Here is an 18,386-nt window from a genome sequence, read left to right as displayed (position 1 = left end):
CCGCGGGTCAGCGGTTGACGACGTGCCGTTCGTTCGGGACGCAGTGCGTCATCGTGAGGCCCTGCACGTCGCGCGGCGGGTTCTTGCCCAGGTGGGCGAGCCGCTCACGGTCCTCGTCGGTCAGCCCCTGGCCGGCCAGGGGCTCCAGCCCGGCGACGTCCTCCGGGCTGACGCCGAGGCCCTCACCGACCCTGAGGCCGAGGTCGTTGTCGACCAGGAGGAAGTGCCAGACCATGCGCTCCTGCACCGGCCGGTCGCACTGGGCGAGCGCGGCGGTGAGGTTCTTCACCAGGTCGTCGCGCTCCCACTGCTCCATCAGCGCGTAGCGCTGGCCCGCTTGCAGGTAGTCGTTGGTGCGGGGGATGCGCTTGCGCGTGAGCCGGCCGGTGATCTCCGGCCCCTGCTCGTCGTGGGACGGGTACTCGTCCTCGTGCAGTCCGCCGGTGATGGAGGGCTCGTAGTTGACGCTCGGGTTCACACCCCCGCCGTCCACGTGGTAGGTCATCTGCCCGTCGCGCTGGTTGGTGCGGACCTCCGCGTTCTTGGCCTGGTTGACCGGCAGCTGGAGGTAGTTCGGGCCGACGCGGTGGCGCTGGGTGTCGCTGTAGGAGAAGGTCCGGCCGACCAGCATCTTGTCGTCGGAGAAGTCCAGCCCGTCGACGAGGACGCCGGTGCCGAAGGAGATCTGCTCGTTCTCGGCGAAGAAGTTCTCCGGCATGCGGTTGAGCACCATCTTCCCGACCGGCTTGGGCGGGAATTCCTGCTCCGGCCAGGTCTTGGTGTCGTCCAGCGGGTCGAAGTCCAGCTCCGGGTGCTCGTGGTCGTCCATCATCTGGACGAGGAGCTCCCACTCGGGGTAGTCGCCGCGCTCCACCGCCTCGTACAGGTCCTTGGTGGCGTGGCCGAGGGAGTCCGCCTGGACGTTCGCCGCGTCCTCCTCGGTCATGCTGCGCACGCCCGCCTTGGGCATCCAGTGGTACTTGACCAGCTTGGTCTCGCCCTGCTCGGTCACCCACTTGTAGGTGTTGACGCCGAATCCCTGCATGTGGCGGTAGTCGGCGGGGATGCCGCGGGGGCTGAAGAGGTTCACGAGCATGTGCATGGCCTCGGGGGTCTGCGACATGAAGTCGAAGATGCGGCGCGGCTGCTGCTCGAAGGTGACCGGGTCCGGCTTCAGGGCGTGGATGACGTCCGGGAACTTGATCGCGTCCCGGATGAAGAAGACGCCCAGGTTGTTGCCGACGAGGTCCCAGTTCCCCTCCTCGGTGTAGAACTTCACGGCGAACCCGCGCGGGTCGCGGGCGGCCTCGGAGGAGTCGCGCCCGCCGATGACCGTGGAGAAGCGGATGGCCAGGTCGGTGCGCTTGCCGCGCTCCTGGAACAGGGCGGCGCGGGTGTAGCGGCTGATCGGCTCGTCGCCCCAGCTGCCGTACGCCTCGAAGTAGCCGTACGCCGTGACGCCCCGGGCGTGCACGACACGCTCGGGGATGCGCTCCCGGTCGAAGTGGCTGATCTTCTCGAGGAACTGGTAGTTCTCCAGCGTGGCCGGGCCGCGGGCGCCGACGGTGCGCTGGTTCTGGTTGTCGTGGACGGGGTGGCCCTGCCGGTTGGTGAGCACCTTCCGGCCGTCTCCCGGGCCGGATCCGCTGCTCGATACGTCCGTCATGTCCTTGAGCTCCTTGGGGATCGTCCCCCCACGCTTGCGAGGGTGCGGGGCCGCACGGCGGCCGCCGCCGGACCGCTGAGGGACCGTCCGGGTACCCGGCACCCCTCATTCACTCACGTCCCTCCCCGATTCGCCGGAGGAGAGCCGTCCGCGTCGTCGGGAAGGCCACCCGCGCCGGGCAGGCCGTACCTGTCCTCGGGTGGCGGCAGGCCTTGGGGGGCGTCGCCGGCCGTGAGGTGTTCGAGGACCTCCACCAGTTCCTGGCAGGCGCGTTCCACCGAGCGCCGGGTGTTGCGCTGTTCGGTGATGACGGCCGACAGCAGAAGGGCGGTCAGGGCCATCGTGCCGTTGAAGGCCTGGAGGTTGATCATGACTTCGACGTGGGTGCGACCGGCGAACGGGCCGACCCCCTCGGTGGCCGCGACGGTGGCCATGACCGAGGTGAACAGCGCGCACAGCATGCCGCCCGCGAGCCGGAAGCGGAGGGCCGCCCAGATCAGCAGGGGGTAGACGAGGAAGAGGAGGCTGATGTTGCTTCGGGTGGCCACGGTGACGAAGACGACGGTGACCAGCGCCAGGCCCACGGCCTCCTTCCAGCGGGACACGGGCGGCGGGCTGCGCAGGGTGAACAGCAGCAGCAGGAGCGGCGTGACGAGCAGGACCCCCATCGCGTCGCCGACCCACCAGCCCAGCCAGACGGGCCAGAAGCTGTCCGCGTCCAGCCGGCCGGCCAGGACGAGCACGCCGACGCCGACCGTGGAGCTGATCAGCGTGGCGGTCAGGGCGCCCAGGAACACCAGGGCGAGGGTGTCGCGCATACGGGCCAGGTCGGTGCGGAAGCCCACCTTGCGCAGCATGGCGTAGGCACAGACGGGAGCGGCCGTGTTTCCCGCCAGGGTGAGGATCACGAGGGGGCTGAGCTCGGTGGTGATCGACATGATGACGAACAGCGCACCCAGGGCGATGCCCGCCGACGCCCGCATCCCGAGGAGCAGCAGACACGCCACCGCGACGCCGGAGGGCGGCCAGATGGGCGTGAACACCGCGCCCTCGACGACGAGCTGCCGCAGCAGGCCGAGCTGTCCGGCGGCGTAGTAGCAGGCGGCGACCGCCGCCGTCTCGACGGCGAGGACGGCCGGCCGGCGCAGCTCGCTGGTACCCACCACAGCAGCCATCAGACACCGGTGCGGCGCCGTCGGCGAGGTGAGGGGCGCAGGGTCCGGCCCTCTGGCGGAACACCGTCCGGCCCTTCGGCGGAACACCGTCCGGCCCTACGGCGGAACCTGGGGCTCGTGTCCGCCCGGAGTCCCGTCGTGTCCGACGACGAGGACGGCCGCGTCGTCGTCGTGTCCCACGCGCTCGGCGCCCTTGAGCACGGCGGCGGCGAGCGCGCCGGCCTCCAGGCCCGCGACGGCGGCGATGCCCGCCAGCCGGACCACCTGGTCGAGTCCCTCCTCGACGCTCATCGACGGCCCCTCCACCACACCGTCCGTGAGCAGGACGAACACACCTCCCTGGGTGAGCCGGTAGCGGGTGACCGGGTAGTCCATGCCCTCCTGGACGCCGAGGGGCGGTCCGCCCTGGTCCTGGGCGATGCCCGATCTGCCGTCGGCGGTGGCCCACACGCAGGGGATGTGGCCGGCCCGGGCGCTCTCCAGGAGGCCGTTGGCCGGGTCGAGGCGCATGAAGGTGCAGGTGGCGAAGAGGTCGCTGCCGAGGGAGAGGAGCAGGTCGTTGGTGCGGGCGAGGAGTTCGCCCGGTTCGCCGGTGACGGAGGCCAGGGCGCGCAGCCCGACCCGGACCTGGCCCATGAACGCGGCCGCCTCGATGTTGTGCCCCTGGACGTCGCCGATGGACAGCCCGATGCGGCCGTCGGGGAGGGTGAAGGCGTCGTACCAGTCGCCGCCCACGTTGAGTCCGTGGCAGGCGGGCGCGTACTGGACGGCCAGGCGGAAGCCGCGGGCTGTCGGGAGGTCGCGGGGCAGCATGCCGCGTTGCAGGGCGATCGCCAGCTCGACGTGGGAGCGCTGCACCTCCGCGCGTTCGCGCGCCTGGGCGGTGAGCGAACCGAGTCTGGCCAGGAGCTCGTCACCGTCGTCCGTGGGGTGCTTGCGGGACATGGATCACTCCGGAGAGGACGGTGGCCCCTTCGGGGCGAATGTCGCATACCGCGTTTAGAGGATGATACCGACCTGGGGTGGGGGTCTGACAGGCGGAAGAGACGGCCGGCGGCCCGGTGGGGGCGGCGGGGACGGCCGCGGTGACGGAGGGGGCCTGCCCCGGAGCGCTCGTGCGAGGCCCCGCCGTCCTCCGAGGCCGCACCATCCTCCGAGGCCCCGCCGTCCTCCCCGGCGTCCTCCGAGGCCCCGGCGTCGTCCGAGGCCCCGGCGTCGTCCGAGGCCCCGTCGTCGTCCGAGGCCCCGTCGTCGTTCGAGGCCGCCCGCGCGTCAGCCGCAGGCGCTCAGCCGCCGAGCGCCGCGCCCACCACGGCCCTGGCCTCGTCCTGGACCCGGCGCAGGTGGTCGGGCCCCTGGAAGGACTCGGCGTAGATCTTGTAGACGTCCTCGGTGCCCGAGGGGCGGGCGGCGAACCAGGCGTTGGCGGTGGTCACCTTGATGCCGCCGATGCCCGCTCCGTTGCCGGGCGCCTCGGTGAGCACGCCGGTGACCGCTTCCCCGGCGAGGGTGTCCGCGGTGACCTGGGCGGGCGAGAGCCTGGCGAGCAGCGCCTTCTCCTCGCGGGTCGCGGGGGCGTCGATGCGGGCGTAGGCGGGTTCGCCGAAGCGGGCCGTCAAGGCGGCGTAGTGCTCCGACGGGGTCTTCCCGGTCACCGCGGTGATCTCGGAGGCGAGCAGCGCCAGGATGATGCCGTCCTTGTCCGTGGTCCACACCGAGCCGTCGCGGCGCAGGAAGGACGCGCCGGCCGACTCCTCCCCGCCGAAGCCGAGCGAGCCGTCGACCAGGCCGTCCACGAACCACTTGAAGCCGACGGGCACTTCGACGAGCCGTCGGCCGAGGTCGGCGGCGACGCGGTCGATCATCGAGGACGACACCAGGGTCTTGCCGATGCCCGTGCCGTCGGGCCACCGGTCGCGGTGGGCGAAGAGGTAGGCGATGGCGGCGGCGAGGTAGTGGTTGGGGTTCATCAGGCCCGCGTCGGGGGTGACGATGCCGTGCCGGTCGGCGTCGGCGTCGTTGCCCGTGGAGATCCGGAACCGGTCGCGCTGCTCGATCAGCGAGGCCATCGCGTAGGGCGAGGAGCAGTCCATGCGGATCTTGCCGTCCCAGTCCAGCGTCATGAACCGCCAGGTGGGGTCGGTGTGCGGATTGACGACGGTCAGGTCGAGGCGGTGCTCCTCGGCGATCCGGCCCCAGTAGGCGACGGACGCCCCGCCGAGCGGATCGGCGCCGATCCGGACGCCGGCGGCGCGGATCGCGTCCAGGTCGAGGACGCTCGGCAGGTCGGCGACGTAGGTGCCGAGGAAGTCGTAGCGGCCGGTGCCCGGGGCGGCGAGCGCCTGGGTGTACGGGATGCGGCGTACGTCCTTGAGGCCGCCCGCGATGATCTCGTTGGCCCGGTCCTGGATCCAGGAGGTGGCGTCGGAGCCGGCGGGGCCGCCGCTGGGCGGGTTGTACTTGAAGCCGCCGTCGGCGGGCGGGTTGTGGGACGGGGTGACGACCACGCCGTCCGCGAGGCCGGTGGAACGGCCCCGGTTGTGGGTGAGGATGGCGTGCGAGACGGCCGGGGTGGGCGTGTAGCCGTCGGCGCTGTCGACGAGCACGGTGACGTCGTTGGCGGCGAACACCTCCAGCGCCGTGACCCGGGCCGGCTCGGACAGGGCATGGGTGTCGGCCCCGAGGAAGAGGGGGCCGTCGGTGCCCTGGGCGGTGCGGTACTCGCAGATCGCCTGGCTGGTGGCGGCGATGTGGTCCTCGTTGAACGCCGTGTTCAGGGAAGACCCGCGATGGCCTGACGTGCCGAACGCGACGCGCTGCGCCGGGTCGGCCGGGTCGGGGTGCAGCGCGTAGTACGCGGTGACCAGCCTGGCGACGTCGACGAGGTCCTCGGGGCCGGCCGGCCGGCCCGCTCGTTCGTGCGTCATGGTCCGTTCCTCCGCATGGGTTGATCCGTCACTCGCCGTCTCATCTTTCCTCGTCAAGGCGCCGGTACGCGAGGGGACTCCGCCGTGACGGCCGCGACGATGTCGATCGTGCCGGGCCGAGACGCACCCGCCGCCACGGTCGCACCCGCCACACCGGCCGCACCAGCCGCACCGACCGCACCGTTCCCGACCGCCGATGTATGCCTTCGTTCACATATGTCGGCTCCGAGCCCATCCGTAGGGGCCCCAGCGCCGGAATAGCCAGTGAAGAGGAGTGAGAAGGTGAACAGCGATGAGAAGGTCGTCCACCTGCCCAGTCGTCCGGGCGAACGGATCCCTCCGAGGGCTGCGCGGCCATGTGCGCGCACAACTGCGGGCCTGGCGGCAGGAGGCTCTCGCCGATGACGCCGAGATCGTGGTCGGCGAGCTCGTCACCAACGCCCTGCGGCACGGCAGGCCGCCGGTGCGGGTCGCCCTGAGCCTGCGGCACCAGCCGGGGGTGCGGAACACGGTGCGGATCGAGGTCACGGACGCGGGCGCCGCCTTCGACGTGCGCCTCGTCCGCGCGCGCTGGCGGCATCCGTCCTTCACGGCCGGCGAATCGGGCCGGGGTCTGCTCATGGTCGACGCCCTCACCTGCGGGTGGGGCGATCGCGGCAACTTCCACGGGCACACCGTCTGGGCGGAGCTGGTCTGCGAGGGGGCCGGTGTCCCGGTCCGGTAGCGCCCGCCGAAGCGAACGCCGCCGTCCGCGGTCCGCGGGTGCCGTAGCCTCGAAGCGATGATCACTTGTCGAGAGGAGGCCGGATGAACGAGGCCGAGTCCGGGAGTTGTTGTGCGCCCTCCGCCGGCCGGGGCGGGGCGGACCTCACCCTGGGGCCGACCGTCGGCACCCAGGGGCACACCGCGACGGGACGACCGAAGGACCGGGACCGGGACCGGGACCGGGACCGGGATCAGGACCGGGATCAGGACCAGCACCGGGACCGCCTCCCGGACGGGAGCGGAGGCAAGGGCCTGGCCCCCGGCCCGGATCACAGCGTCCCGGATCACGGCGGGCCTGATCACAGCATCCTGCTGGAAGGCGGCTCGTTCCTGATGGGGACGCGGGACGCCGACGGTTTCCCCGAGGACGGTGAGGGGCCGGTCCGGGAGGTCACCCTGTCGCCGTTCCGGATCGACGCCTGCGCGGTGACCAACGACCGGTTCGCGCGGTTCGTCGACGCGACCGGGTACGTCACCGAGGCGGAACGATTCGGCTGGTCCTTCGTGTTCGCCGGCTTCCTGCCTGCCGCGCTGCGGCGCGGGGCACCGCGGCCGCCGGGCACCCCGTGGTGGTGCGGGGTCGAGGGGGCCTGCTGGCACGCCCCCGAGGGTCCGGGCAGCTCGGTCGGCCCGCGCGGCGACCACCCCGTGATCCACGTCTCCTGGAACGACGCCACCGCCTACTGCCGGTGGGCCGGCGCCCGGTTGCCCACCGAGGCGGAGTGGGAGTACGCCGCGCGGGGCGGCCTGGTGCAGCGCCGCTATCCGTGGGGGGACGATCTCACGCCGGACGGCGAGCACCGCTGCAACATCTGGCAGGGCCGGTTCCCCACGAAGAACACCGCCGAGGACGGCCACCGGGGCACGGCACCGGTGACCGCGTACGAGCCCAACGGCTACGGGCTGTACAACGTGTCCGGCAACGTGTGGGAGTGGTGCGCGGACCGGTGGGGCACCCGGCACCCGGACCGTCCGCGGACCGATCCCACGGGCCCGGCGCACGGCTCGTCGCGTGTCATGCGCGGCGGCTCCTACCTGTGCCACCACTCGTACTGCAACCGCTACCGCGTCGCGGCCCGCACGGCGAACACCCCGGACAGCAGCACGGGCAACCTCGGGTTCCGGTGCGCGTGGGACGCCTGAGACACACCGCCCCCCATCCCGTACGCCCCCATCCCACACCTCCCCGCACCACCCCCCTCCCCCCGCACCGCTCCGCACCCCCGCCGAACCCCGTCCGTCACGGGAACATTGCAGCCTCATGAAAGGTCACCGACCCCACCGACAGCCACCTCACCCCACCTGACCTGCACCCTTCCAACCCTTCCGCAGACGCTCGGCACATCACCGTTTTTTTCCGGGCTGTTGACGTAATTACTCCGGCTCCGCATCCTGAGGCCCATGCCGCACGATCAGGAAAGCCCGCTGGCGCGGTTGCGCCGGGGTCACGAGGAACTCGTCCTCGGGCTGCTGCGCACCCACGGTCCCCTCAGCAGGGGAGAGCTGGGCAGGCTGACCGGCCTGTCGCGCACGACCCTGTACGACATCGTCGCCGTCCTCGTGGACAGCGGCGCCGTCGTGCCCGCGCCGCCCGCCGGCACCGAGCGGCGCCGGGGCCGTCCGGTGGAGACGCTGAGCCTGCACCCCGGCGCCGGGCAGGCCATCGGCATCGACTTCGCCCGGCGCGCGGTGCACGTCGCCGCGGTCAACGTCGCCCACGAGGTGATCGGTTCCGCGAGCGCGCCGCACGCCGAAGGCCTCGGCTGGGAGGAGCGCGTCGACCTCGCCGGGCGGCTGGTCGGCGGGCTGGCCGGCGGCACGCTCCGGCTGGGGGCGCTCAGCGGCGTCGGAGTCGGGGTCGTCGGACCGGTGAACGGCGCGGCGGCCGCCCCGCCGGGGGGTTCACCGGCCCGCGACGACGGGGCACCGCCGCGCCACGACGACCTGTCGGTGCTGCTGCGCAAGCGCTTCGGGGTTCCCGTCCTGCTCGACAACAACACCCGGCTGGCGGCGCTGGCCGAGGCGACGTGGGGGGCCGCGGCCGGTGTGCAGGACGTCCTGTACCTGCGGCTGTCGCACGGCGTGGGCGGCGGTCTGGTGGTCGGCGGCGCCCTGCACCGCGGCGCGCACGGGCTGTCCGGGGAGTTCGGCCACATCACGGCCGAGCCCGGCGGCCGGCGATGTTCCTGCGGCAAGGACGGCTGTCTGGAGACCGTCGCCTCGATCGGCGCGGTACTCGACGCCCACCCCGGCTCCGACGATTGGGGGGCCTTCCTCGCCGCGCTTCCCGGCGATCCCGGCGCACGCCGCGTGCTGGCCGGGGCCGGCGCCCGGGTGGGCACCGTGCTCGCGGCCGTGTGCAACGCGATCGGCCCCGACGTCACGGTGCTCGGCGGCGAACTCGCCGAGGCCGGACCGGCGTTGTTCGGGCCCGTCGAACGCGCCCTGTCGGCGCACCTGATGCCGGTCTCCCGGCCGCGGATCGACCTGCGGCCCGCCGCCCTGGGCGAGGCGGGCGGCGCGCTCGGCGCGATCGCGCTCGTCCTGCATGAATCGCCCCTGCTCACCCGCTATCCAGCACCCGATCCCGTGGAGGGAACGTGACCGCCCCCGTCCCGTCGAGGCCGCCATGGCCGTGATCACCGCCCCCGACAAGACGCCCGCCGCGTCCACCGCGCGACGGCGGCGCCGTACCGTTCCCACGCTCCTGCTGAACCTGGTGGCGCTGATCGCGGGGGTCGCCGTGTGGGGGATCGCCGCCGCGACCCACCTGGCCGACGTCCCGGGCCCGCCGACGGTGGCCGTGCGGGCCTGGGAGATGCTGGGCGACGGCACCCTGGCCGACGACACGCTGGCGAGCCTGCGCCGGGTCTTCCTGGGCTTCGCGCTCGGCACGCTCCTCGCCGTGCCGGTCGGCTTCGTGATGGGCTGGTACCCGCTCGCCCGCGGCCTGCTCGAACCGTACGTGCAGTTCTTCCGGACCGTGCCGCCGCTGGCGATCATCCCGCTGGCGATCGTGCTCATGGGCATCGGCGAGACCCCGAAGGTCTTCGTCATCTTCCTGGCCGCGTTCCTGTCCGGTGTGGTCGCCGCGTTCCAGGGCGTGGTGGGCGTGGACGGCACGCTCGTGAACGCGGCCCGCGTGCTGGGCGCCCCGGACCGCGTGATCTTCCTGAAGGTGGTGGTCCCGGCCGCGACGCCCTTCCTGCTCGTCGGCATGCGCATCGGGCTCGGGGCGTCCTGGGCGACCGTGGTCGCCGCCGAACTCATCGCCGCCGACAAGGGGCTGGGCTACGAGATGATGCACGCGCAGACCTACTACGACCTGCCGACGATCTTCGTCGGGCTGATCACCATCGGGGTGATCGGACTCGCGATGGACCGCCTGCTGCTGCGCGCGGAACGGTATCTGACGGCCTGGCAGGAGCGGCGATGACCGACGTACCCACCCTCACCGAGGCCAAGATCTCCTTCCGGGAGGCCGGGAAGAGCTTCCCCGTGAAGGGCGGAGAGTTCACCGCGCTCGACCGGGTGTCGCTGGACGTGGCCGACCGCGAGTTCGTCACCGTCGTCGGGCCCTCGGGTTGCGGCAAGTCGACCCTGCTCAACATGGCGGCCGGCCTGGTCGAGCCGACCACGGGCCGGGTCCTGGTGGACGGGGACGCCGTGCGGGGACCCGGCCCCGAGCGCGGGGTCATCTTCCAGCAGTACGCGCTCTTCCCCTGGCTCACCGTGCGCGGGAACGTCGAGTTCGGGCTGAAGCTCAGGTCCCTGTCCGCCGCCGAACGCCGCGGCCGGGCCGACCGGGCGATCGAGCTGGTCGGGCTCACCGACTTCGCCGACGCCCTGCCCAAGACGTTGTCCGGCGGTATGAAGCAGCGGTGCGCGATCGCCCGGGCGTACGCCGTCGATCCCGAAGTGCTGCTGATGGACGAGCCGTTCGGCGCGCTGGACGCCCTCACCCGGGTGCAGTTGCAGGACCAGTTGCTGCACACCTGGACCCGGGAGCGCCGTACGGTCATGTTCGTCACGCACGACGTCGACGAGGCCGTCTACCTGGCGCGCCGCGTCGTCGCGATGGCCGCCCGGCCGGGCCGCGTCCACCGCGTCATCGACGTGGACCTGCCCTACCCGCGGACCGAGGAGCTGCGGCTGTCCGCCGAGTTCGCGCAGATCCGCAACGAAGTGTGGCACGCCGTGTACCACCAGCCGTCCACAGGCCCCTCGGCCTGACACCCCGCCCACCGGCCCGAGAGACACCCCCGGCTCGACAGCCCCTCTTCCCTCCCACCTCGCGATCCCGCACCGCGCGCACGCCCGAAAGGCTCCCTGTCATGAGCATGTCTCGACGCACCCTCCTGGCATCACTCACAGCCACAGCAATCGCACTCTCCGCGTCCTCCTGCTCCTCGGACGAGGACGGCGGCAGCGACGGCAGCGGCGGCACGACGGCGATCCGCTTCGGCTACATCGCCGACTACAACGGAGCCAGCCTGCTGGCCATCGCCGACGACCAGGGCCTGTGGAAGAAGCACGGCCTGTCCGCCTCCTACAAGACCTTCGTCAACGGCCCCATCCAGATCCAGGCGCTGGGCAGCGGCGACCTCGACTACGGCTACATCGGTCCGGGCGCCATCTGGCTGCCCGCCTCGGGCAAGGCGAAGATCGTCGCGATCGACACGCTGACCTACGCCGACCGGGTCATCGCCAAGCCGGGGATCACCTCCATGGCCGGCCTCAAGGGCAAGAAGGTCGGTGTCCCCGAGGGCACGTCGGGCGAGATGATCCTCAACCTCGCGCTGCGCGAGGCCGGGATGACCATGGACGACATCAAGAAGGTCGCGATGGACGCGCCCACCATCGTCTCGGCCTTCTCCGCCGGACAGATCGACGGCGCCGGCATCAACTACCCCCTGATCGACACCATCAAGCAGAAGGTGCCCGACCTGGTGGAGCTGGCGAGCGCCGAGGACATCGGCGGTTCCTTCCCCACCGCCTTCGTCTCGGGCGAGAAGACGGACGCGACCGCCCGGGCGAAGGTGGTCAAGGTCCTCCAGGAGGCCAACGACTGGCGGGCGGCGAACCCGGCCGCCTCCGTGAAGCTCACCGCGAAGCTCCTGAAGGTCTCCGAGGACAAGGTCGAGGCGGACGCGAGCCACGTCAAGACGCTCACGACCGCCGAACTGGTCGCCCGGACCGAGGACGGCACCGTCGCCGAGTGGCTGGACGGCATGACGGAGTTCTTCGTCAGCACCGGCCAGCTGAAGAAGGCGCCCTCCGCCGACACCTTCTACACGGGCGACGTCTACACGAAGGCGGCCTCGTGAACCTCCTCTTCCTCATGACCGACCAGCACCGCGTGGACACGCTCGGCTGTTACGGCAACCCGCACGTCGCCACCCCGAACCTGGACCGGCTCGCGGCCACCGGCACCCGCTTCGACCGCTTCTACACCCCCACCGCCATCTGCACCCCGGCCCGCGCCAGCCTGCTCACCGGCCAGGCGCCCTTCCGCCACCGGCTGCTCGCCAACTACGAGCGCAACGTCGGCTACCTGGAGGACCTGCGCGAGGACGCCTTCACCTTCCCCGCCGCGCTGGCCGAACGCGACTACCAGCTGGGGCTGGTGGGCAAGTGGCACGTCGGCACCCGGCGCAACGCCGCCTCCCACGGCTTCGACGGCCCGGACCTGCCCGGCTGGCACAACCCGGTCGACCACCCCGACTACCTCTCCTACCTGGAGGAACGAGGGCTGCCGCCGTACCGCATCGCCGATCCGGTGCGCGGCACCACGCCCAACGGCAATCCGGGCAACCTGCTCGCCGCACGTCTCCGGCAGCCGGTGGAGGCGACGTTCGAGCACTACCTCGCCACCCGCGCCATCGAGCTGCTGGACAAGTACGCCGCCGACGGCCGGCCCTTCTTCCTCGCCACCCACTTCTTCGGCCCGCACCTGCCGTACCTGCTGCCGGACGCCTACTACGACCTGTACGACCCCGAACTCGTCGAACTGCCGCCCTCGATCGCCGAGACCTTCGAGGGCAAGCCGCCCGTGCAGCGCAACTACAGCGCGCACTGGACCTTCGACACCATGCCGCTGGAGGTCACCCGCAAACTCATCGCCGTCTACTGGGGCTACGTCACCCTCGTCGACGAACAGATCGGCCGCATCCTCACCCGGCTCGACGAACTCGGGCTCACCGACGGCACCTCCGTCTTCTTCACCGCCGACCACGGCGAGTTCACCGGCGCCCACCGGCTCCACGACAAGGGCCCGGCCATGTACGAGGACATCTACCGGATCCCCGGCATCGTCCGCGTCCCAGGGCAACCCCCGCAGGTGCGAAGGGAGTTCGTCAGCCTCACCGACTGCACGGCGACCGTCCTGGACCTGGCGGGCTGCGACCCCGCCCCCGCGACCGACAGCCGCAGCCTGCTGCCGCTGGTACGCGGCGAGCACCCCGACTGGCCGCAGGAGTTGCTCGCCGAGTTCCACGGCCACCACTTCCCCTACCCGCAGCGCATGCTCCGCGACGACCGCTACAAGCTGATCGTGAACCCGGAGTCGGTGAACGAGCTCTACGACCTGGAGGCGGACCCGCACGAGCTCACCAACCGTTACGCACACCCCGAACTGGCGCCGATACGAGGCCGTTTGATGCGCCGCCTCTACGACCTGCTCCGGGAGCGCGGCGACAACTTCTACCACTGGATGACGCCCATGTTCGACATCGGCGCGTCCGACTACGACCCGACCCTCAGCTCCTTCGAGTAGGGAGGTCCGCCGACCGTGCACCGGAGAACGCGCGGTGCCGCCCCCTGGACGTGGACCGGCGTGCGGGCGCTGCCCGCCGAGCAGGCGCTGGGCATCGGACCGGTCTCCCTCGACACCGCGGGGGCGACGGCCCGGTTCGCCCACGTGCGCCCCCACCGCGGCCGGCCCGGAGAAGGCGCACGACGGCGGCCCGCACCGGACGGTGCGGGCCGCCGGGGCGTCGCCGCCGGGACCGCTCAGTGGCCCGAGCCGTGCCGGCCGCCGAGCTGGTCGCGGTGGCGCGGATCGCCCAGGTAGGTCTCCGCGTCGAACGGCGGCGCCGACCTGATCTCGTCCTTCGTCCGCGCCACCTGCACGGTCCGCGCGTCGTGGTCGACGCCCATGACCACGTCCGACGGCAGGACCACCTTCCTTCCCAGGAACCAGAACCCGGTGTGCACCACGAGGAACCGCGGGCCCAGGTCCCTGGAGTACTTGGTGACCTTCCCGGCGCGGCCGTCCGTGGCGTCCACCTGATAGCCCGTCAGATCGTCGTCGGGGGTGTGACCGGCGGTCGGCACGTGGTGTCCGTGGTGTCCGTGGTGTCCGTGCTGCCCTCGGGGCTCGCTCACGGAGTCCTCCCTGCTCTGCTCGTCGCCCGTGTGCCCGGAGAATCAGCGTCTGCGGCCGCGCACCGCCCAGCCGCTGCCGACGCCCGCCACATGGAGGGCCAGCAGGGTCAGGCCCAGGAGCATGATGTTCGTGGACGTGAAGGTGTCGTTGGTGGAGATCTCCGCCGCGTTGATCAGGAAGGCGATGAAGAACGCCACCGCCGCGATGATGGCCAGCACGAGGTCCGTCCCTTCGGTGTGTGGGGTCGTCGGGTTCGCTCTCCTCCGGATGCCCCCTACGGCGCCGTGAACACGGCGGGCCGCGCGGAACGTCGGGAACGGCGCCGCGGTTCGGAGCAGCCGTACTCGGACGCCGCGGTCTGAGTAGCCGTACTCAGGCGCGGCGCCCGCGCCGCCGCGACACTGTGGTGCACACCGTCCCGCCCGGAGAGAGGCCCCCTCGTGCTGAGCCGTGCCGCCGCCGCCCTGATGCCCGTCCTCGGACGTCTCACCGTCACCAGCGAGCTGCGGATGCGCCTGCCCGCGGGCACGATCTTCGCGGCCAACCACGACTCCCTCGCCGACCCCGCCGTCGTCCTGGCCGCCCTGCGGGGGCTGGGCGTGGAGCCGGTGGTCATGGCGACCGCCGGGCTGTGGCGCGTCCCGCTGCTCGGCCGGGCGCTGGCCCGCGAGGGGCACATCGCCGTCCACCGCCGCTCGGCGCGCGCCGCGCAGGCGCTCGACGCCGCCGCCGAGGTCCTCGCCGGCGGCCGGCACGTCCTGCTCTACGGGGAGGGCGGGCTGCCGGACCGCACGGACGCGGCCCCCGGCCCGCCCGAGGCCTTCCGTACCGGACTCGCCCGCCTCGCCCACGCGTCCGGCGCCATGGTCGTCCCGGTGGGCCACGCCGGCGCCCGGCGCATCACCTCCGGTTCCACGACGAAGCAACTGGCGGGCGCCCTGACGGCACCCGTGCGCCGCCCGCGCTGCCACGTCCACGTCGGCGCGCCGCTGCGGCTGCCTGCGGAGACGGCGACCGGTACCGCGGCCGCCCGCCGCGCCGTCTGGGTGGCCTGGCGGACGGCGGTGCGCGCCGTGGGCGAACGGGGCGCGGAACGGCACCCGGTGTGACGGTCCGGGACAGACCCCCTCGCCCGCACCCGGCGTCACGGTCCGGGACGGACCCGCTCGTCCGCACCCGGCGTCACGGTCCGGGACGGACCCGCTCCTCCGCCCCCACGCGTCCGCCCCGTCTCATCCGCCCCCGGGCGGCGGCGCCGTGCTCCGGCGCAGGACGAGCCGGGTCGGCACGAGGGTGGTGCCGCGTTCCGGGCCCTCGCGGCGCATCTTGCGCAGGACGGCCTGGACGCAGAGGCGGCCGACCTCCGCGAAGTCCTGGTGCAGGGTGGTCAGCGGCGGCAGGAAGGAGCTCGCCTCGGGGATGTCGTCGAAGCCGATGACGCTGACGTCCTCGGGGACGCGCCGGCCGCGTTCGTGCAGGGCGCGCAGCAGGCCCAGGGCCATCTGGTCGTTGGCCGCGAAGACGGCGGTGCACTCCTCGCGGGCGGCGAGTTCGAGGCCCGCGTGGTAGCCGGACTCCGCCGACCAGTCGCCGCGGACCAGAGGCGGCGGGGTGCGGCCGGCCTCGACGAGGGCACCGCGCCAGGCGTCCGCCCGCCGCTGGGCGGCGAAGGAGTCCTCCGGGCCGCCCAGGTGCCAGACCGTGCGGTGGCCGAGGTCCAGGAGGTGCCGGACGGCGGTGCGGGTGCCGCCGGACTGGTCGGTGTCGACGACCGTGTAGTGGTCGCCGGCGTCGGAGTCGACCACCACGACCTGCACGTGCGGCGGGAGGGTGACGGTCGCCGCGTCCAGCAGGTGGACCTCCATGATGACGATCACCGCGTCGACGGCGAGTTCCTCCAGCCGGGAGAACGCCCCGCGCACCTCGTCCTGGGTGGGGACGGCGACCGGCAGCAGTGTCACCGCGTACCCCTCCTCGGCGGCGGAGGTGGCGATCGCCTCCAGGGTGCGCACGTTGCCGGTCGTGGAGAGCGTGAAGGTGATGACGCCGATGGTGCGGAACTCGCCGCGTTTCAGCGCGCGGGCGGCGCTGTTGGGGCGGTAGCCGAGCTCCTTCATGGCGGCCAGCACCTGCTGCCGGGTCTCCTCGTTCACCCCGGCGTACCCGTTGGACACCCGGGAGACCGTCTGCGACGAGACGCCCGCCAGGCGGGCCACGTCCGCCATGGAGGCGGTGGCACGGCCGCGGGTCCGGGCGCGTCCGGCCGCGCCTGCGGGCCCGGAGGCGTCCCCGGCCCGCTCTCCGGCGGTCCCGGTGTCCGTCACCGGGGCTCTTTCAGCCATCTCCACGCGCAGGCCCCACCTCTCCGTCACCGCGGGTTCCACGGGTGCTCCGAGGACCCTTGACCGTGGTCATCGGGGCAGTGTAGACATGCCGCCATCAGATGTTTACGTAAACATAACAGCTCGCCACCCTGCCGCGGTGGCCGATGTTTACGTAAACATCATGGCGGTGCGGCCCGGTACGCCGGCTCCCGTCCGCCGGTTCCGGGACTGGACGAGCGAGGAACGACATGACGACGCTGCAATCGCCGGCGGCCGCCGAACCGCGGCCGGCGCCCCCTCCGTCGAGGAGGGACCGCCGCTCCTGGACGGGGTGGGGTTTCATCGGCCCGTTCGTGGCCGTGTTCGCCCTGGTGTTCCTGGCGCCGATCGTGTATTCGATCTACCTCAGCCTCTTCCGCGACCAGCTCATCGGCGGCACCACCTTCGTCGGCCTCGACAACTACACCGAGGCGCTGAAGGACGACCGGTTCTGGGCCTCGCTCGGCCGGGTGTCGCTGTTCCTCGCCGTCCAGGTTCCGGTCATGCTGGGCCTCGCCCTGCTGATCGCCCTGGTCCTGGACAGCGGACGGCTCTACGGCAAGAGCTTCTTCCGCATCACGATCTTCCTGCCGTACGCCGTGCCCGCCGTGGTCGCCACCCTGATGTGGGGCTTCATGTACGGCACGAAGTACGGGCTGGTGGGCGACATCGACGAGGCGTTCGGCGTCTCCCTGCCCGACCCGCTCTCGCCCGACCTGGTGCTGGCGTCCATCGGCAACATCGTCACCTGGGAGTTCGTCGGCTACAACATGCTGATCTTCTACTCGGCGCTGCGGGTCGTCCCGCACTCGCTGTACGAGGCGGCCGAGATCGACGGCGCCGGGCAGCTCCGCGTGATCACCGCCATCAAGCTGCCCGCGATCCGCGGCGCCCTCGTCATCGCGACGATCTTCTCCATCATCGGCAGCTTCCAGCTCTTCAACGAGCCGAACATCCTGCGGCCCCTGGCGCGCAACGCCCTCACGACCGACTACACCCCGAACTTCTACACGTACTCGCTGTCCTTCAACGGCCAGCAGCACAACTACTCCGCGACGGTGGCCATCATCATGGGCCTGATCACGATGGTGATCGCCTACGTCGTGCAGCTGCGCGGCATGCGCAAGGGAGCGTGACCCGATGAGCAGCCCTCTCACCACCGACTCCCCCGCCACGCCGGCCAAGGCTCCCGGCCCCGCCGGGACCGCGCCCCGGCTGCGCGGCCCGCGCCGGCACACCCCCGGCAAGCCCCGGCGCAGCGTGCTGCTGACCGTGCTGACCTCCCTGGTCGTCCTCTACACCGTGGTGCCGCTGATCTGGCTGGCCGTCAACGCCACCAAGACCCAGGCCGGGCTCGCCGATTCGAGCGGGCTGTGGTTCAGCGACGACTTCGCCCTCTGGGACAACCTCCGTGACACGTTCACCTACGACGACGGGGTGTTCACGCGCTGGCTGCTGAACACCCTGCTGTACGTGGTGCTCGGCGCCGGCGGCGCGACCCTCCTCGCGGTCCTGGGCGGGTACGCGCTGGCGAAGTTCGACTTCCCCGGCCGGCGCGGCGTCTTCGCCGTCGTCATCGGCGCCGTGGCCGTTCCCGGTACGGCCCTCGCGGTGCCCACCTTCCTGATGTTCAGCAAGATGGGCCTCACCGACACCCCGTGGGCGGTGATCATCCCCTCGCTCGTCTCGCCGTTCGGCCTCTACCTGATGTGGGTGTTCGCCACCGAGGCCATCCCCACCGAACTCCTCGAGGCCGCCCGCATCGACGGGGCCGGCGAGGCGCGCACCTTCTTCCGGGTCGCGCTGCCCCTGCTCGCCCCCGGCCTCGTGACCGTGCTGCTGTTCACCACGGTCGCCACCTGGAACAACTACTTCCTGCCGCTGATCATGCTGAAGGATCCGGACTGGTACCCCCTGACGCTGGGTCTGAGCGCGTGGAACTCGCAGGCGGAGACGGTCGGCGGCGATGTCGTCTTCAACCTGGTGATCACCGGTTCGCTGCTCACCATCCTGCCGCTGATCGCCGCGTTCCTGCTGCTCCAGAAGTACTGGCAGTCCGGCCTCGCCGCCGGAAGCGTCAAGGAGTGACCCCGCGGCCCGCCG

At 72.0% G+C, this 18,386-nt stretch carries 17 protein-coding genes; 10 read left to right on the top strand and 7 right to left on the bottom strand.

From position 1 onward, the window contains the following. Positions 1–7: 7 nt before the first annotated feature. The 4 genes from ACZ3KJ_RS27215 to pgm form a co-directional block, all read right to left on the bottom strand. A complete protein-coding gene (locus ACZ3KJ_RS27215; RefSeq protein ID WP_467530791.1) occupies positions 8–1,666 on the bottom strand; it encodes a catalase in 1,659 nt (552 codons plus the stop codon). A 113-nt stretch (positions 1,667–1,779) separates the two neighbouring features. Next, on the bottom strand, positions 1,780–2,832 hold the full coding sequence (locus tag ACZ3KJ_RS27210) for an MASE1 domain-containing protein (protein WP_467530789.1): 1,053 nt from the start codon (positions 2,830–2,832) through the stop codon (positions 1,780–1,782). 105 nt (positions 2,833–2,937) lie between these two features. Continuing rightward, the gene (locus ACZ3KJ_RS27205) at positions 2,938–3,786 is read right to left on the bottom strand and encodes a PP2C family protein-serine/threonine phosphatase (RefSeq protein WP_467530788.1); all 849 of its coding nucleotides are present in this window, start codon (positions 3,784–3,786) and stop codon (positions 2,938–2,940) included. 341 nt (positions 3,787–4,127) lie between these two features. Then, positions 4,128–5,768, bottom strand: coding sequence for a phosphoglucomutase (alpha-D-glucose-1,6-bisphosphate-dependent) (gene pgm / locus ACZ3KJ_RS27200; RefSeq protein WP_467530786.1), 1,641 nt, complete (start codon positions 5,766–5,768; stop codon positions 4,128–4,130). Between the two features lie 292 nt (positions 5,769–6,060). On the opposite strand from pgm, the gene ACZ3KJ_RS27195 reads away from it, so the two are divergent. The 7 genes from ACZ3KJ_RS27195 to ACZ3KJ_RS27165 all read left to right on the top strand — a co-directional run bounded on the left by ACZ3KJ_RS27195 (position 6,061) and on the right by ACZ3KJ_RS27165 (position 13,308). Then, positions 6,061–6,492: an ATP-binding protein gene (locus ACZ3KJ_RS27195; protein ID WP_467530785.1), complete on the top strand. Its 432-nt coding sequence runs from the start codon at positions 6,061–6,063 to the stop codon at positions 6,490–6,492. A gap of 83 nt (positions 6,493–6,575) precedes the next feature. Next, positions 6,576–7,676: a formylglycine-generating enzyme family protein gene (locus ACZ3KJ_RS27190; protein WP_467530784.1), complete on the top strand. Its 1,101-nt coding sequence runs from the start codon at positions 6,576–6,578 to the stop codon at positions 7,674–7,676. Between the two features lie 258 nt (positions 7,677–7,934). After that, positions 7,935–9,137 (top strand): ROK family transcriptional regulator, encoded by a 1,203-nt coding sequence (locus ACZ3KJ_RS27185; protein ID WP_467530783.1) that lies wholly within the window; start codon positions 7,935–7,937, stop codon positions 9,135–9,137. Between the two features lie 25 nt (positions 9,138–9,162). Then, a complete protein-coding gene (locus tag ACZ3KJ_RS27180; RefSeq protein ID WP_467530782.1) occupies positions 9,163–9,969 on the top strand; it encodes an ABC transporter permease in 807 nt (268 codons plus the stop codon). Beyond that, a complete protein-coding gene (locus tag ACZ3KJ_RS27175) occupies positions 9,966–10,766 on the top strand; it encodes an ABC transporter ATP-binding protein (protein WP_467530780.1) in 801 nt (266 codons plus the stop codon). Before ACZ3KJ_RS27180 ends, ACZ3KJ_RS27175 begins: the two co-directional genes overlap by 4 nt. 101 nt (positions 10,767–10,867) lie before the next feature. Further along, the gene (locus ACZ3KJ_RS27170; protein ID WP_467530779.1) at positions 10,868–11,860 is read left to right on the top strand and encodes an aliphatic sulfonate ABC transporter substrate-binding protein; all 993 of its coding nucleotides are present in this window, start codon (positions 10,868–10,870) and stop codon (positions 11,858–11,860) included. Continuing rightward, complete coding sequence (locus tag ACZ3KJ_RS27165) at positions 11,857–13,308, top strand: sulfatase-like hydrolase/transferase (RefSeq protein ID WP_467530777.1); 1,452 nt, start codon at positions 11,857–11,859, stop codon at positions 13,306–13,308. The genes ACZ3KJ_RS27170 and ACZ3KJ_RS27165 overlap by 4 nt, the downstream gene beginning before the upstream one ends. Positions 13,309–13,544: 236 nt before the next feature. On the opposite strand, the gene ACZ3KJ_RS27160 is transcribed toward ACZ3KJ_RS27165, so the two are convergent. Further along, positions 13,545–13,919 carry a PRC-barrel domain containing protein gene (locus tag ACZ3KJ_RS27160; protein WP_467530776.1) on the bottom strand — a complete coding sequence of 125 codons (375 nt, stop codon included), beginning with the start codon at positions 13,917–13,919 and terminating at the stop codon, positions 13,545–13,547. Positions 13,920–13,961: 42 nt separating this feature from the next. Next, on the bottom strand, positions 13,962–14,138 hold the full coding sequence (locus tag ACZ3KJ_RS27155; RefSeq protein ID WP_467530774.1) for a hypothetical protein: 177 nt from the start codon (positions 14,136–14,138) through the stop codon (positions 13,962–13,964). Positions 14,139–14,360: 222 nt separating this feature from the next. Between ACZ3KJ_RS27155 and ACZ3KJ_RS27150 the strand changes: the two genes are divergently transcribed. Further along, entirely contained in the window at positions 14,361–15,029 is a 669-nt protein-coding gene (locus ACZ3KJ_RS27150) for a lysophospholipid acyltransferase family protein (protein ID WP_467530773.1), read from the top strand. A gap of 123 nt (positions 15,030–15,152) precedes the next feature. Here ACZ3KJ_RS27150 and ACZ3KJ_RS27145 read toward each other — a convergent pair whose 3' ends face one another. After that, on the bottom strand, positions 15,153–16,145 hold the full coding sequence (locus ACZ3KJ_RS27145; RefSeq protein ID WP_389523165.1) for a LacI family DNA-binding transcriptional regulator: 993 nt from the start codon (positions 16,143–16,145) through the stop codon (positions 15,153–15,155). Between the two features lie 347 nt (positions 16,146–16,492). Here ACZ3KJ_RS27145 and ACZ3KJ_RS27140 point away from each other — a divergent pair, with 347 nt between their 5' ends. Together ACZ3KJ_RS27140 and ACZ3KJ_RS27135 are read left to right on the top strand one after the other, a co-directional pair. Further along, complete coding sequence (locus tag ACZ3KJ_RS27140) at positions 16,493–17,419, top strand: carbohydrate ABC transporter permease (protein WP_467530772.1); 927 nt, start codon at positions 16,493–16,495, stop codon at positions 17,417–17,419. Between the two features lie 4 nt (positions 17,420–17,423). Beyond that, positions 17,424–18,371, top strand: a complete 948-nt coding sequence (locus tag ACZ3KJ_RS27135) for a carbohydrate ABC transporter permease (RefSeq protein ID WP_467530771.1) — start codon at positions 17,424–17,426, stop codon at positions 18,369–18,371. Positions 18,372–18,386 lie beyond the last annotated feature (15 nt).

Source organism: Streptomyces sp. NPDC003248, from assembly GCF_055563235.1.
Note: the sequence above shows the minus strand (reverse complement) of the source record. Positions and strands in the feature narration are given on the sequence as shown.

What these genes read in the sequence shown, in the direction of transcription:
- pgm (WP_467530786.1), bottom strand. Translation starts at nt 5,768, where the DNA reads ATGACGCACGAACGAGCGGGCCGGCCGGCCGGCCCCGAGGACCTCGTC.
- ACZ3KJ_RS27145 (WP_389523165.1), bottom strand. Translation starts at nt 16,145, where the DNA reads ATGGCGGACGTGGCCCGCCTGGCGGGCGTCTCGTCGCAGACGGTCTCC.
- ACZ3KJ_RS27135 (WP_467530771.1), top strand. Translation starts at nt 17,424, where the DNA reads ATGAGCAGCCCTCTCACCACCGACTCCCCCGCCACGCCGGCCAAGGCT.
- ACZ3KJ_RS27170 (WP_467530779.1), top strand. Translation starts at nt 10,868, where the DNA reads ATGAGCATGTCTCGACGCACCCTCCTGGCATCACTCACAGCCACAGCA.
- ACZ3KJ_RS27215 (WP_467530791.1), bottom strand. Translation starts at nt 1,666, where the DNA reads ATGACGGACGTATCGAGCAGCGGATCCGGCCCGGGAGACGGCCGGAAG.
- ACZ3KJ_RS27190 (WP_467530784.1), top strand. Translation starts at nt 6,576, where the DNA reads ATGAACGAGGCCGAGTCCGGGAGTTGTTGTGCGCCCTCCGCCGGCCGG.
- ACZ3KJ_RS27140 (WP_467530772.1), top strand. Translation starts at nt 16,493, where the DNA reads ATGACGACGCTGCAATCGCCGGCGGCCGCCGAACCGCGGCCGGCGCCC.
- ACZ3KJ_RS27195 (WP_467530785.1), top strand. Translation starts at nt 6,061, where the DNA reads ATGAGAAGGTCGTCCACCTGCCCAGTCGTCCGGGCGAACGGATCCCTC.
- ACZ3KJ_RS27205 (WP_467530788.1), bottom strand. Translation starts at nt 3,786, where the DNA reads ATGTCCCGCAAGCACCCCACGGACGACGGTGACGAGCTCCTGGCCAGA.
- ACZ3KJ_RS27185 (WP_467530783.1), top strand. Translation starts at nt 7,935, where the DNA reads ATGCCGCACGATCAGGAAAGCCCGCTGGCGCGGTTGCGCCGGGGTCAC.
- ACZ3KJ_RS27180 (WP_467530782.1), top strand. Translation starts at nt 9,163, where the DNA reads ATGGCCGTGATCACCGCCCCCGACAAGACGCCCGCCGCGTCCACCGCG.
- ACZ3KJ_RS27175 (WP_467530780.1), top strand. Translation starts at nt 9,966, where the DNA reads ATGACCGACGTACCCACCCTCACCGAGGCCAAGATCTCCTTCCGGGAG.